The organism is Lacihabitans sp. CCS-44, from assembly GCF_024343735.1.
Lineage (GTDB): Bacteria > Bacteroidota > Bacteroidia > Cytophagales > Spirosomataceae > Leadbetterella.
Window position 1 is genome coordinate 171,872 of sequence record NZ_RJUE01000001.1, and the last position, 14,297, is coordinate 186,168.

11 protein-coding genes are annotated in these 14,297 nt (G+C 35.6%); 9 read left to right on the forward strand and 2 right to left on the reverse strand.

Annotated elements, in window-relative coordinates; translation table 11 throughout:
• Positions 1–104: 104 nt before the first annotated feature.
• Complete coding sequence (locus tag EGI26_RS00750; RefSeq protein WP_255075685.1) at positions 105–1,766, reverse strand: lamin tail domain-containing protein; 1,662 nt, start codon at positions 1,764–1,766, stop codon at positions 105–107.
• Positions 1,767–2,169: 403 nt separating this feature from the next.
• Here EGI26_RS00750 and EGI26_RS00755 point away from each other — a divergent pair, with 403 nt between their 5' ends.
• Positions 2,170–4,305, forward strand: a complete 2,136-nt coding sequence (locus EGI26_RS00755; protein ID WP_255075686.1) for a gliding motility-associated C-terminal domain-containing protein — start codon at positions 2,170–2,172, stop codon at positions 4,303–4,305.
• A 50-nt stretch (positions 4,306–4,355) separates the two neighbouring features.
• On the opposite strand, the gene EGI26_RS00760 is transcribed toward EGI26_RS00755, so the two are convergent.
• Positions 4,356–5,813 (reverse strand): magnesium chelatase, encoded by a 1,458-nt coding sequence (locus EGI26_RS00760; RefSeq protein ID WP_255075687.1) that lies wholly within the window; start codon positions 5,811–5,813, stop codon positions 4,356–4,358.
• A 124-nt stretch (positions 5,814–5,937) separates the two neighbouring features.
• Here EGI26_RS00760 and EGI26_RS00765 point away from each other — a divergent pair, with 124 nt between their 5' ends.
• From EGI26_RS00765 to gldN, 8 genes are all read left to right on the forward strand, one after another.
• Entirely contained in the window at positions 5,938–6,387 is a 450-nt protein-coding gene (locus tag EGI26_RS00765; protein WP_255075688.1) for a methylglyoxal synthase, read from the forward strand.
• Between the two features lie 39 nt (positions 6,388–6,426).
• Positions 6,427–7,587 carry a DUF4271 domain-containing protein gene (locus EGI26_RS00770; protein WP_255075689.1) on the forward strand — a complete coding sequence of 387 codons (1,161 nt, stop codon included), beginning with the start codon at positions 6,427–6,429 and terminating at the stop codon, positions 7,585–7,587.
• A gap of 65 nt (positions 7,588–7,652) precedes the next feature.
• Positions 7,653–8,438 (forward strand): uroporphyrinogen-III synthase, encoded by a 786-nt coding sequence (locus tag EGI26_RS00775; RefSeq protein WP_255075690.1) that lies wholly within the window; start codon positions 7,653–7,655, stop codon positions 8,436–8,438.
• A gap of 78 nt (positions 8,439–8,516) precedes the next feature.
• Positions 8,517–9,467 carry a type IX secretion system membrane protein PorP/SprF gene (locus tag EGI26_RS00780; protein WP_255075691.1) on the forward strand — a complete coding sequence of 317 codons (951 nt, stop codon included), beginning with the start codon at positions 8,517–8,519 and terminating at the stop codon, positions 9,465–9,467.
• A gap of 218 nt (positions 9,468–9,685) precedes the next feature.
• Positions 9,686–10,774 (forward strand): SUMF1/EgtB/PvdO family nonheme iron enzyme, encoded by a 1,089-nt coding sequence (locus tag EGI26_RS00785; protein WP_255075692.1) that lies wholly within the window; start codon positions 9,686–9,688, stop codon positions 10,772–10,774.
• A 44-nt stretch (positions 10,775–10,818) separates the two neighbouring features.
• Positions 10,819–11,631 (forward strand): gliding motility protein GldL, encoded by an 813-nt coding sequence (gldL, locus tag EGI26_RS00790; RefSeq protein ID WP_255075693.1) that lies wholly within the window; start codon positions 10,819–10,821, stop codon positions 11,629–11,631.
• A gap of 51 nt (positions 11,632–11,682) precedes the next feature.
• The gene (gene gldM, locus EGI26_RS00795) at positions 11,683–13,281 is read left to right on the forward strand and encodes a gliding motility protein GldM (RefSeq protein WP_255075694.1); all 1,599 of its coding nucleotides are present in this window, start codon (positions 11,683–11,685) and stop codon (positions 13,279–13,281) included.
• A gap of 20 nt (positions 13,282–13,301) precedes the next feature.
• On the forward strand, positions 13,302–14,207 hold the full coding sequence (gene gldN / locus EGI26_RS00800; protein ID WP_255075695.1) for a gliding motility protein GldN: 906 nt from the start codon (positions 13,302–13,304) through the stop codon (positions 14,205–14,207).
• Positions 14,208–14,297 lie beyond the last annotated feature (90 nt).

The following is a 14,297-nucleotide window of genomic DNA, read 5'->3' on the forward strand; positions in this document are numbered from 1 at the left end:
TATACAATTGTATATTTAACCAATTAACTGTCTGTTTGTTAAAAGAATTTATTAAATAATTTTTACAAAAAATAAAGGCTAAAATATCAGCCTTTTATAGGAATCTAATTAGAGCCAAGAACACATTTTGCCAGAAAACTTTGATTGAATTTGGACGAGTAAACGGTGATTTTGAAAACATAATACCCAACGGGCAGTAATTGGCCACTATTATCTTTTCCATCCCACTCTATTTCACCTTGTGTGCCTAGTGTAAAGTTACTGAGCAATTTCTTTACCGTAACACCATTTTTGTTTAAAACCTCCACGGAGGCCGAGGAGCCGGCCGAATTTAGTTGATATTTAAGCTTAGTCGTATTGTTTTCGTTGACTTGATAGGGATTAAAAATAATGGGTTCTGCATAAAAAATATTCTGCAGAGCATCTGTCAGAGTTTGGGAATTTTCGAAACCTGGGGTAGCATAACCGTAATCCGACGAAGCTGAGGTCCAAATGGCCTTCCCCGAACCAAGGTTGGTTCTTTCAAGAGAAATACCTTTGGAATTGACGACCAATTCATGATGATTCTTTTCATTGTAAGCAAACCTTTCAAATTCTTCACCCTGATCGTTTAAAAGTACAACTGTTCCTTCTTCATTGTTATAAGCAGGCATCTGCTGAACTTCAATCACATTGCCAGTTTTGGGGTAATTGTCCATCAAAAAAGACTTTCCTGTTGTAAAAGCTACAAATCCTTTGGGTTTTAAGAGTAAATCATATGAAATTAACTCAGTAATGTCAGATATTTGGCCCCCAGTTTCAAGCTTCGCCAATTTCCATTTTTTAAGATTCAAGGTTTTATTTGATGTGTTATAAACCTCCACAAAGTCCTCCCCGCCTATTCTGGGATTAAAAAGTACTTCTGAAAGCAATATTTCGCCTTTAACAGCTGGCAGCAAATTCCAAAATTCCACTTCTATATCTCCACCCGAATTTCCAGAGCAATCCTTCAAATTCGAAATTTTCAACTTTAACATCTCCCCAGTTTCCAAAGATGCATCCAAACGAACCTGCACTTGAGAAGTTTTGTAAGGATTGAATAATACTTCTAGAATTTGGTGCGGTGAGTCCACAATTGAAAAGTTATTTCGTTTGCCCAAAAAATCCTTAGATAGATTCTCATCAAAATTCAGGATAACCTGATCATTATCCACATTGAAATTCAATAACTTAGGAGGTAAAATATCTGGATTTTCTTTTTTTACTGAGTTAACTTTACCAGGCGTTCCTCCAATTATGTTAGCAGATGACGCCCAATTTTGATCTTTCACACAAGCAAAACCAGTGTCAATCATTTCTAAGCTTATTCCTCCATCGTTTTTTAAAGTATGCCAGTTTGAGCTGTAATCAATATAAAATACATCCTGACCATGATCGTTTTTCAGAACTAAAAGACTTCCCTCGTTACTAAGTGAGAAATTTGGCAGAGGAATTATTCGTCCAAAATCCCTAAACTCTGCCTCATATCCTTTTCTAAAAACCAAAGCATACGCATTTGATTTTATGATTGAATCAGGAAATGAAGCCGAAAAACTTCCATAATAAAGTTTGAAATTTTTAAGACTGATATCGTTTGGACTAGGATTGTAAATCTCCAAATATTCTCTTTCCGGCAATCCTTTGGATGGTGTTGGGTCTGCCATGATTTCTGTAATGATGAGTTGGTGAGTTTGGCCGAAGCTTTGGAAACTTGTCAAAACAAATAAAAACAGAAGCTTAATATTCATTATATAGGTGATTTAGTATTTGACAAAGTAAATAACTTTATTTTTTATCTCAAAAAAAAACAGTAGACATTATTTTGAACAAAAACATTTCACAAACTGTGATTATACCTTTAAAACCTGCAAGAAAAACACCTTAAACGATAGGCAATAGCCCAAATTTGAATTTAAAAATACATATGAAACTTTGATAGAAAATACAATTTTAAACACTAAATACTTGATTTTCGGCTATAACAAATAATAAGCCAAATTATCCTCAAAGAAGATTTCACAGCACTAAACCTCTTGAAAAGCATTATTAAGACATGAAACTATTTAGAGCTTAAAACTTAGAAGTCGGCACGATTTTTGGTTGAATTCAAACTTTAAAGCTATTGAGTTTAATATTAAAAAGTTTACCATTATGTCGTTACTAAAAAATAAAACACTGTGTTTTATTAGTTTCATGGTAATGTCTACCGCTGGTTGGAGCCAATCCACTCCCCCAGCCAAGCCTACTATTTGTACAACACCCCCTTCTGGATATTTCTCTGGAGGTGAAATGAGTCTAAGTCCACCTATTTCATGTGTGGCTTTGGGCGGAAGTACGCTAACTAATGTCACAATAACAAACAAAAATGACCCTAACAATAATGTTTTCGTAGATAACCCAGTGTTTTACTTTGACATTAACAATAATTTCAACATTGTCACAGCCACAAACGGCGTCCCGGCAATAGGTAACTCGGTAACCCAACAACTTTCTATAGGATATCATTGGATACTTATGAAGGGTGAAAAAAATGGTAAAAAATACTTAAGTTGTACGCTGCAAGAAAACTTATTGACGCAAGTTCCAACGGTTACTGCTACTTCATGCGGTGGTAACACTGTAACGGTAACAATACCCAATACTGCGGAGAATCAACACAACAGGTACACTATAGACTGGGGTAATGGCACCTCAGATGTTATTAACACTGCCTCAACAGCATTACCTCAAGAAAGAAAGAAAACCTTCGTAGGTGCCCCAACCTCAATCAAAATACAAGGAGTTTACTTAAGAAACAATTTTACTGTTTGTCCCACTAACTTTATTCAAATATCTACAGATGCCGACAAAAATACACTATTACATACGTTAGAAGGAGAGAACAACGGTAAAGAAGTGAAATTACAATTTGCTGGTGCTCAACCCGGTACTGTTTATGATGTAATGGCAGCAGTGGACAATGGAACCGCATTATCAAATTGGACCAAACTAGCGGATGGCATAAATGGTTTAGCTACCGTCACTGGTCTAGATCCCAATAACAAATACTGTTTCAAATTGAGAAGTAAAAACTCTTGTGGCCTAGATGTATTTTCACTAAATACACTTTGTACGATTAATCTAAAACCAACAATAAAATCAAGTAGCAGTGTGGATATGAAATGGAATCTACCAACAGAGCCTAATACGATTCCCACTCGTCTGAATTTAGTTAAAGATGTAGAAGGATGTACAAACTGCTTGAACAATATTCCATTCACTAGTCCAATTACTACTGTTTACACCGATGGCACACTAGATTGTTCTAAAAAATACCTTTACAGAGTCACATATAGGTACGCCAATGTCACCTTTGATGGAACCGCTTGGCCTATCAATATTCGTTCGTCTCAAGTTACAGTGGATTTAAAATCGAATCTCACATCTGCCAAACCAGAATACTTGGTTTCGGTTGGATTTGACCCAAATGACGATACAAGGGTGAGAGTGAACATAGTAACAGATGCTAACACAAGTATCCAAAATAAATATATATTCTATAGAGCTGAAAACGAAAGCCAAATTTTCGAGAAACTTGGCGAAAGAAATGCAAACGTATTTGACGATGTGGCAATATCTGGTGAAATCAAATCTTACTGCTATAAATACCAAATAGAAGACAAATGTGGTGTAATGTCTGAACTTTCAGATCCTTTTTGTACAATAATGCTAAACTCTAAGAGCCAAGGCATGCTAAATTGGTCACCATATTTAATTCCCCCGGATATTTATACAAGTGCATCTCCAGTAGACTATAGTCTAGAATATTTTGATGAAGATATCAATTCGTTCATTCCTTTAAAGACTACCGAAAAACTGGAGCAGTCTGTTCAAGATTTGTTAGATGCTTCATCTCAAGCAGAAATCAAGTTCAGAGTAATGGGTAGACAATATGTAGACACCGATTTATTCACAAACCAGTTTATAAATTCCTACTCTAATCCATTTATATTGCAGGTTCCTCCCGGCTTGTTTGCACCATCAGCATTTACTCCAAATGGAGAAGGGCCCATAGAGTCTGAAACATTCAAAATAATGGGGAAATTTGTAGCTTCAGGAAGTTTCAAAGTTTTTGACAGATGGGGAGCCACTATTTTTGAGGCAGACAACCTTGCTGAATCGTGGGATGGTACTGAAAAAAACGGCATTAAGCCAGCACCTCCCGGAACATATGCTTATACTATATATGCGGTAAGTGACAATGGCTTGAGTTTTAGAAAAACGGGTTCGGTTTTATTGCTTCGCTAGATTTACTGTATAGAATGTCACTGAATAGAAAAAGGGCATTCGCCCTTTTTCTATTCATAATCCTCTTTACTTAACATACTATCCAACAGGTCGTTAAATTTAACTCCTTCATCCAAAGGCTGCTTTGAAATCAACGAATACTCCGCCATTCCATGTAATACAAACTCCATTAAAAAGTCTTTCTGGTCTGAAGTCTCATTTGAAAAATACTTCTCAACTAGCTCCTCCAAACCATCTACTTTTTTTAAACCTTGCTTGTAGGCCTTTTGATTTTCGTCAGAAAGAAAAGTCAATGAATTGCCATTCCCAAACCACTCCACTATTTTTTTATAATCGGCACTTTTGCGTTTCTCTGGATTAGGGAAATAGGCAACAAATTCTGACCTGATAGCTTTCCCTATAAGATTATGAGCTACAAAAACTGGACCTTCTAACTCTCCTTCGTAAACCAGCTCTATTTTTCCATTGATCGCTGAAATAGCTCCATAAATATCCGAAAGCCTCAAACTTGGCTTCTTGTCACCATTTTTCAAAGCCCTGAGTTCAGCAGAACTCAGTACATTTTCAAATGCTGAAATAGTCATTCTTGCTGAAACACCAGATTTGGAATCTACAAATTCACTATTTCTTGCTTCTACAGCTACCTTTTCTATCAAATTCTGAAGGATTTCATTCACAAAAATACCCTTTTGACCTTCTTTCCTTTTGGCCTCTTGTTGGGTAATTTTCTTTCCAATATCTATGCTCTTGGGATAATGGGTAATAATCTGTGAATCAATTCTATCTTTTAAAGGTGTAACTATACTTCCACGATTGGTGTAATCTTCTGGATTGGCTGTAAAGACAAACTGTATATCCAGAGGAAGCCAAAGTTTAAAGCCACGAATTTGAACATCCCCTTCCTGCAAAATATTAAATAAAGCAACCTGAATTCTTGCCTGTAGGTCTGGAAGTTCATTGATTACAAAAACGCAACGGTTTGACCTTGGAATTAACCCAAAATGTATAACTCGCTCATCAGAATACGGCAATTTTAGTGTTGCGGCTTTGATAGGATCCACATCCCCAATCAAATCTGCGACAGAAACATCAGGCGTAGCTAGTTTTTCAGAATACCTTTCATTTCTGGCAAGCCAAGCTACTGGTGTATCATCTGCAAGCTCTTTTACCAAATCTCTTCCATACCTTGATATTGGACACAGAGGATCATCGTTTAATTCACTGCCTTCAATAATAGGCACGTATTCATCTAATAAATGTATAAAAAGTCGAGCTATACGGGTCTTTGCCTGGCCTCTCAAGCCCAACAAGTTGATGTTGTGCATGGAAAGTATGGCCTTTTCAATTTCAGGAATAACCGTATTTTCATACCCCCAAATACCTTCAAAAATATTCTCTTTATTCTTAAGTTTTCTGATTAGATTATCCCTAAGCTCTTCCTTAATAGTTTTAGATTTATAACCGTATTTCTTTAATTTCCCAAGTGTATTTATTTCTAGGAGTTCCATTATTCACAGATTTATTTAAAATACTAACTACAAATCAAAACAAAAGGTTTGGATAAAAGGAATTTAAGGTTTTTTCTAAAAATCCACATTTATGAAATTATATTTGATAAATTTTTCTCCAGCGATGAATAGAACATTAGATATTCGAAAAAGAGTTGCTCTCATAGCCCACGACAACAAAAAACCTGAACTAGTAGAATGGGTAAAATATAATAAAAGTACACTAAAAAGGCACCAGCTTTTCGCAACTGGCACTACAGGTAAACTTATAGAGGCAGAATTAGACGTTCCTGTAACAAAACTGCTTAGTGGACCGCTCGGAGGCGACCAACAAATTGGTGCATTAATTTCTGAAGGGAAAATAGATATTTTAATATTTTTCTGGGACCCGATGTCGGCACAACCGCATGATCCAGACATCAAAGCCTTACTAAGGCTAGGTGTGGTTTGGAATATCCCAATAGCAAGTGATCGCTCCACAGCAGATTTCATCCTAACCTCTCCTCTTTTTCATGAAAAATATGAAGTAAAAATACCTGACTACACAGCCTATATTAAAAGAAAAGATTTTTAAAATCAAGCTAATTTGGTACTTTTGCAAAAAAATAAGGGATTGAAGTACTTTTTTTTACTTGTCGGAATATTTGTTTTCAGCTCATCATTTGCCACTAGCCCAAGTGGCCCTGAAAACCGCTATAACATCATTTATAATTTTGAAAAAGATTGGACAGAATATGATAGAGACTTGAAAGTGCATACTCCTTATATCTCTGAAAACAACAACAAAAGCAAAGTTTTTTCCATAAAAATAAATCTGAACGACTTCCCTGGCGGGTATTTATTGATTAAAACGGCCCAAAAAGGCAACTTCTTGTTTTTTGACAATCGACTAAAAAAAACTCTGCAAAACGACAAATGGATAGTATATAGTATCAAAGAAATCATTAAAGAGGTAAGAAAAGGTGAAACGATTTTAAGTATATTTGGATCAAGTTCTCCCGAAAAGAACATTGTTTTCATAGGCTATCCCACTTCCAAAACCACCGAGATTATTGAAAAAGCCAAAAATAATTTTTTAAACCTTATTCCTAGGACCAATTCTAACCTAAACAGTAGTTTGGTATTTGTATTCTTTATAAATATCATAATGTTAAGTTTTGTAGCAACAAACTATTCAAAAGCATTTAAGAAATATTACAGTTTTAAAGACCTCTCTGCATTTATTCCCAAGGAGAACTCTTTTCTTGTAAACAAACCTATGGATAGACCTAATATGATGTTTATCATCTTGCTAAGTCTTATTTCTGGCTTTATAATATTACTTTCTCAAGCTAACGGACTAAATTTTTTCAAAGAAAATTTCTTTTTTCAGAATGGCAATACTTTTGGAATTTTAACCACTAATTTCTTTAAAATCTGCTTACTAATTTTCGTATCCTTTATACTTAAATACTTCTATATAAACCTAATAGGAAAACTCTTTAATATAAAAAAAATAGTCGATATTCATTACTTTAAAATAATACAAACTACTATATATTATTTTTCTATACTTCTAATTTTACTTTTAATTGGGTTTAATAGCTACATAAAACTTGCAATAGAGTTCAAGTATTTATTCACTTCAGTACTGATTATTTTCTATTTATTAAGAACTTTACTAATCTATTTTACCATAAATAGAGTCGGAAATATCAAAACTCTTTACTTAATTTCTTATCTTTGCATAGTGGAAGTGTTTCCAATCGTATTAGGAATAAGAATTTTATTGTAAAAAGACAGACTAGCCTAGTATAACACAAGGTAAAAAGACCAAAGATTAATTCAAATTTTTTCTGCATGAGTGAGATGACAGATATTCAAAAAGAAAGTAGGCTAAAAAAAGTTGAAAGTATTTTAATTACACTAGAAAATCCGGGAGAAAAATCCCTAACTTATACTGACTTAACAAAAGTCTACAATATAAAAGTTGATTTTAGGAATTTCATTGATGTAAAGAAGTCAGACCACCGAGATTTCAGAAAACAGAAAATTGATATTTTAGCACATACGGCTATTGTTTTTACGAGCAGGCATGCGGTAGACCATTTTTTCAAAATTTGTGAAGAAATGAGAATCGAGGTTCCAATAGATATGAAATATTTTTGTGTAACGGAACAAACCGCTAACTATCTACAGAAGTACATCACAATTCGTAAGAGAAAAATATTTGCAGGGAACAAAACGGCAGCTGACCTAGAGCCATTTTTCATTAAGCACAAAAATGAAAAATACCTGTTCCCGTGTTCGAATATCAGAAACAATGCAGTGCCAGATATTCTTAAAAAAAATGGTATTTCATTGACTGAAGCCATAATGTATGAAACAGTTCCAGCAGACTTATCAGACCTAACAGAAGTGTTTTATGATATTATTTGCTTTTTCAGTCCTTCTGGTGTTCATTCGTTGGTTCATAATTTTCCCGATTGGAAACAAAACAACACGCGTTTAGCGGCTTTTGGGCCAACAACGGCGAAAGCAATCAGAGACCTTGGTTTGATACTTGATATAGAAGCTCCGTTGCCCAACGCCCCTTCAATGGTGGGTGCACTGGAACTTTACATTAAAAAAGCCAACAATTTATAATAAAAAGAACCTGATTAGAAAATAATTCATGTTATTGAATGTTAATAATCAGGGAATAGTTTTTTCCTAATATAAAGAATGATTAAAAAGTATTTCTACATATTGCTTTTTATGTCATATTGCAAAATGAGTGTTGCTCAAAACATCCCTCAATTTACGCAATATGTATTCAATCAATTTTATATTAATCCTGCAGCTGCCGGAACTTCAAACCATACTCAAGTACAAGCCACTGTGCGATCACAGTATACCGGCTATCTGGGAGATTTCGACCAAGGAGGAAACAACCTTTCTACAGTTTTTTCTGCTGATATGCCATTTACTAAAGCTAAAGGTGGTCTCGGAATCTATTTCTCAAATAATAATTTCACAAACATCCAGTCAAAATCAGAATTTCAAATATCTTATTCATATCACAAAAAGATAAACAGCAATATACTTGGTGTAGGAATAAGTATAGGATCTAATAATTTAAAGCTACAAGGAGAAAACTATCGACCTAGAGACGAAGAAGATCCTTTAATACCAAATACAACCATAAGTTCATTTTCTTCGAATATAAATACAGGAATTTACTTATTTAATCCAAGCTATCAGCTAGGATTTTCTGTAAAAAACGTTCTGGAGCCTGATTATAAAATAAATGATGTCGCGGGGGTATTTAAAGAAAAAAGATCGTATTACGTTACTGGAAAATATGATTTTGGTGTAACATACACTTTAGATATAAGCCCGACTTTTATTATAAAGTCTGATTTACAATCAATTTCAACAGAAGTTGGTGCTATAGCCACCTATAATCAGCAATATTGGGCTGGAGTTAACTACAGGTGGCAAGATGCTGCTTCTGTATTGATAGGCGGCAGTTTCATGAAAAACACTATAAAGCTTGGTTATGCTATCGACATCATAAATTTCGGGACAATTGCAAAGTCAAACACATCACATGAAATTTTTCTAAGATATTCGTTTGCAGCACCTAAGATTGGCAAAAAAACAATCATAAAAACTCCGAGGTACAGCATATGATTAAACGGCACAGTTTTTGTACCAATTCTAATGAAAAATATTGGCTATAAGTCAAAAAAAAATATTGGTTTATTGGCATGATTTATGCAAATACTTTTTTACGAATATCTTATATCTTAAAAGTGTTTAGATTTTTTCAGAAAAGGCAATATATAGTAAAAATATTACGTTTAGGCAGTTATAATTTAAGAATTAAATTAATCATCTTGTTTTCGATTATGAACAAGCAATTTTCAAGCATTTTAGTAAAAGCCTTTTTAATAATGGCTCCTGTTGTTTTTATGCAAAGCTGCGGCTTTCTCAACAAAACAATGGACAAGGTAGGATTGGGCAAAAAGAAAGGAGGCGATGCAGCTGACCCATTAGAAGGAATTCGAAATGGTGAAATTGTCGCCACGGCCAGAAAAGGCTATAAACAAACTGCTCCAAATGGAATGGTATTGATTCCTTCTGGCTCATTCACTATGGGGCAAACTGATGAGGATATAATGTCTGCCCGTATAACTCTGAATAAAAGAATTACGATATCTCCATTTTATATGGACGATACAGAGATTTCAAATCACGAGTATAGAATGTTTGTAAATTCAATAATGGCCGACTCAATATCTGTTCTAGGAGAGGAATTCATTATGACTAAACTTTACCCAGACACTACAGTTTGGAAAAAAGATTTTACTTACCACAATGGCGATCAACTAACTGAAAATTATTACGGAAACCCAGCATTTGATATGTACCCGGTGGTTGGAGTAAGTTGGGATGCAGCTCAGTACTTTGCTAAATGGAGAACTCAACTATATAACAACTTCAGAGCAGAAAATGACCAATTCAAATCTCCGAGATTTCGATTGCCATCAGAAGCAGAATGGGAATGGGCTGCCAAAGGAGGGAAAGACGGTGCAAAATATCCTTGGGGTAATCCTTACGTAGCCAATGGCAAAGGTTGTTATCTAGCTAACTTTAAGCCATATAGAGGTAATTATCAAAAAGATGGCTATCAATATACTGCTCCTGTAAACGCATTCAATGTTAATGACTACGGCCTATATAATATGGCTGGAAACGTAGCCGAGTGGACTCAGGATGCATTCTCAGACTCCTACATGCCTGTCACTTGGGATTTAAATCCGTCTTATGACAAAGACGATGAGCCAAGAAAAGTAGTAAAAGGCGGTTCGTGGAAAGACGTAGCCTACTTCCTTGAAACAGGTACAACAACTTTCGAATATCGTACGGCCACCAGATCTTACATAGGCTTTAGGTGTGTTATGGACAGGTTGGGATCAATTCCTGGAAGAGAATAAGATTAAATAAACTATATAAAATTAAAATAAAAAAAGAATAAATCATGGCAGCAAGTAGTGGTCCGAGTGCATTTTGGGACAAGTATATTCCTTTCTTTTATAGTATTGGTGCAGCAGTTGTAATTTTAGGAGCAATGGGTAAAATCATGCACTACGATTGGGCTGGATGGATGTTGCCAATTGGTTTAGGAACTGAGGTGGTAATATTTGTTATTTATGCACTACAGTCTTTTTTAAGACCAACAGCAGAATATCAATGGGAAAAAGTATATCCTGAGCTTTCTACTGATTTTAAAGGAGAACTCCCTACACGATCGTCATCAGCAGCACCTGCTGGTCTGGGCCTAACTGCCAAAATGGACGACATGCTTGCCAACGCTAAAATTACACCTGATATTTTTGACGGCCTGAAAAGCAGTTTTCAAAACCTTTCTAGTTCAGTATCAAACATGAGCGAAATAGCTTCTGCGACAGTAGCTACAAACGAGTTTTCTTCTAAAGTAAAAGACGCTTCATCTAAAATCGGTGATTTGAGTACTTCTTTAGGACAAACTGTTAATTCTATAGCTAGCATGGGAGATGCCAGCAGAGATGCTCAAGAATACAAGACACAGTTTCAGAAAATTGCTCAAAATCTTGGAGCATTAAATGCGGTATATGAAATCGAACTTCAAGATACCAACAGACATTTGAAGTCAATGAACTCGTTTTATGGAAACCTTTCAACGGCTATGTCAGACATGCAAGAGGCATCTAAGGATACGCAACAGTTTAAGTCTGAATTGAACAAACTTACCAACAACTTGGCCTCATTGAACAATGTTTATGGTAGTATGTTGTCGGCAATGAAACAATAATAGTAGAGCTATTCCCTAAAATCAAGATATTAAAATTCTAAAATAAATATTATGGCAGGTGGTAAAGAAAGTCCACGTCAGAAGATGATCAATATGATGTATCTCGTTCTGACTGCGATGCTAGCCCTTCAAGTCAGTAATGCGATATTACAAAAATTTGTCCTTCTCAACAACTCACTTCAGCAAGCCAACAAAGCTGCGGATGATTCAAATAACCGCACTCTGGCAGCAATGAATGATGCGGTGGAGAAAGCCGGTGGAAAGCCAGAGTATAGACAGCTTTACAACAATGGAACTGTTGTTAGAAAAAAAACAGCTGAGCTCATCACTTACATTGAAGGATTAAAATCCATCATTGTTCAAGACGCTGGAGGTGGTGTTGACGCAGAAACGGGTGGAATTAAGAACTTGGCAGAAGAAGAAAAAGTAGCCAACATTTTTGTAAAAAACAAAAAAGGATATGAGTTAAAAGCAAAGCTTGAGACTTTTGTGGCTGAAATACAAAAATATGCTCCAAACATTAAACTAGGATCGTTAGCATTAGATGCAAAAAATGACCCAGCAATGCAAAGTACAGATGCTATTACAAAAAGTAAAGACTTTGCTGAGTTGATGTTTGCTCAAACTCCAGTTCCAGCAGCTTTGGCGAGTTTAAGTCAAAAGCAATCGGATATTAGAAGATACGAATCAGAAATTTTAGATTATTTAGCTTCACAAGTGGGTGCAAAAGAAATTAAGTTTGATAAAATATTCGCTGTGGTTATTCCAGATTCAAGAACGGTAGTTGCGGGCCAAACTTATAAAGCAGAAATTGCTATTGGAGCTTATTCAAGTGCCATAACGCCTTCGATTAGTATCAACGGATCAGGTTTGCCAGTAAAAGAAGGAAAAGGAACTTACGAAGTTAGGACTTCAGGAGGTACTTTTGATGCCAACGGACAAATGAAAAGAAGCTATACAGCAACTGTTTCATATCCAAAACCTGACGGAACAAGAGAAACTGTAACTCAAGAAGAGGAATACACGGTATTAAAACCTTCTGTAGAAATTATGTCTCAGTCTATGCCACCTTTGTATTTCAAATGTGCCAACAGACTTCAAACATCTTCTCCAGGTTTAAGAGATCTATTTAAACCATCATTCTCTGGAACTGGTGCCGAATTTATACCTGGAGGTGGAGGAAAAGTTACTGTAGTACCTAACTCTGCTAAGGTGTCATTACAAGTAAACAATGATGGAATCGTTTTAGGTACATTTCCCTTTCCAGTTAGAAAAGTCCCAAAACCGTCTATTGTAGCTATGGCTAATGGATCAAGAGTTTCTGACGAAACTTCAAAAAGAGGTCTTCCTGCCACTTCAGTTAGAGTGATTAGTGTTAACGCTCTTGCAGATGAAGACTTTAGAACAACAAATCCGGAGGATGCGACGTTCAGAGTATCGAGTTTTAACGTTTACCTAGCCTCGGGTACAAGACCTAAAGGAAAAATGGAGAATGTATCAGGAAGTGTAAACATCGGCAGCCTTGCTCAGCAAGCTGAAGCCGGAGATAGACTACTTATCACTATCAACAAAGTACAAAGAAAGAATTTTAAAGGAGAAATAGAAGACGTATCGGTAGGCGAAATGAGCTTTACGATACCGTTAAGATAAAATTTTAAATAATTTATAAAATGAAAAAAATCACAGTTTTAACCTGCCTTCTAGCCTTAGCTGCTACTAGTGCGGTTGTTGCTCAGGAGAAGTCTGACAATGGAATCAATCCACTGTCATTGCGTCCGGTTCACGAGTCAAACGTGATGTACAAACTAACACTCTGGAGAAGGTTAGATTTGAACGAAAAAGCCAATCAGCCATTATTTGCCAATGGTAGCGAAATAACCAAGCACCTTATTGATGGTGTAAAAGCAGGTGTTTTGGAGCCTTATGACAATGATTCAGTATCTACAAAAATCACTTTAGAAGAATTCACTAAAAGACTGACGAAGAAGTTTGAAGGTGGTGGATTGTCGAAAGAAGAAATTGAAGCGGGATTTGGAACAGAAGGTGCAGCATCTGAGGATGACGGCTGGGGTGGCGGTGGTGCAGCCACAGAAACTACTTCTCAAAACTCTGGAGATAAACCAGCGGCGACTACAACTACAGCTTCGGCAAATGCTGAAGGCTATGAGTTATTTGCGAAGGACTTGTATATCATAGAAATTAAAGAAGATTGGATATTTGACAAACAACGTTCTCGTCAGTATTTTGATATTCAAACAGTTACCATAAAAATACCTTCTGACTTATCAAGTGATGGACTAGAGAAAGAATTGGCTTCTTTTAAGTACAAAGAGCTGGAGTCGTATTTCAGACTTAATCCAAACTGTATCTGGTACAATGCAGCCAATACAGCTCAACACAAAAACTTGGCAGATGCGTTTGAATTGAGATTGTTTAATGGTAGAATAATTAAAAAGTCTAATGCTTTGAACAAATACTTAGATCAAATTTACAAATCTCCAAAAGAAGGACTTCAAAAATCACAGCAGCTTGAGTATGAGTTGCTAGAGTGGGAAAATAACCTTTGGGAGTTTTAATATCATTTTAGAAATATTTGAGAGGGGTAAAACGAAAGTTTTACCCCTCTTTTTTTTTGTATATTATAGAAAATATTAAATTTGATGAAA

What these genes read in the sequence shown, in the direction of transcription:
- EGI26_RS00755 (WP_255075686.1), top strand. Translation starts at nt 2,170, where the DNA reads ATGTCGTTACTAAAAAATAAAACACTGTGTTTTATTAGTTTCATGGTA.
- EGI26_RS00765 (WP_255075688.1), top strand. Translation starts at nt 5,938, where the DNA reads ATGAATAGAACATTAGATATTCGAAAAAGAGTTGCTCTCATAGCCCAC.
- EGI26_RS00780 (WP_255075691.1), top strand. Translation starts at nt 8,517, where the DNA reads ATGATTAAAAAGTATTTCTACATATTGCTTTTTATGTCATATTGCAAA.
- gldL (WP_255075693.1), top strand. Translation starts at nt 10,819, where the DNA reads ATGGCAGCAAGTAGTGGTCCGAGTGCATTTTGGGACAAGTATATTCCT.
- EGI26_RS00775 (WP_255075690.1), top strand. Translation starts at nt 7,653, where the DNA reads ATGAGTGAGATGACAGATATTCAAAAAGAAAGTAGGCTAAAAAAAGTT.
- gldM (WP_255075694.1), top strand. Translation starts at nt 11,683, where the DNA reads ATGGCAGGTGGTAAAGAAAGTCCACGTCAGAAGATGATCAATATGATG.
- EGI26_RS00760 (WP_255075687.1), bottom strand. Translation starts at nt 5,813, where the DNA reads ATGGAACTCCTAGAAATAAATACACTTGGGAAATTAAAGAAATACGGT.
- EGI26_RS00750 (WP_255075685.1), bottom strand. Translation starts at nt 1,766, where the DNA reads ATGAATATTAAGCTTCTGTTTTTATTTGTTTTGACAAGTTTCCAAAGC.
- EGI26_RS00785 (WP_255075692.1), top strand. Translation starts at nt 9,686, where the DNA reads ATGAACAAGCAATTTTCAAGCATTTTAGTAAAAGCCTTTTTAATAATG.
- gldN (WP_255075695.1), top strand. Translation starts at nt 13,302, where the DNA reads ATGAAAAAAATCACAGTTTTAACCTGCCTTCTAGCCTTAGCTGCTACT.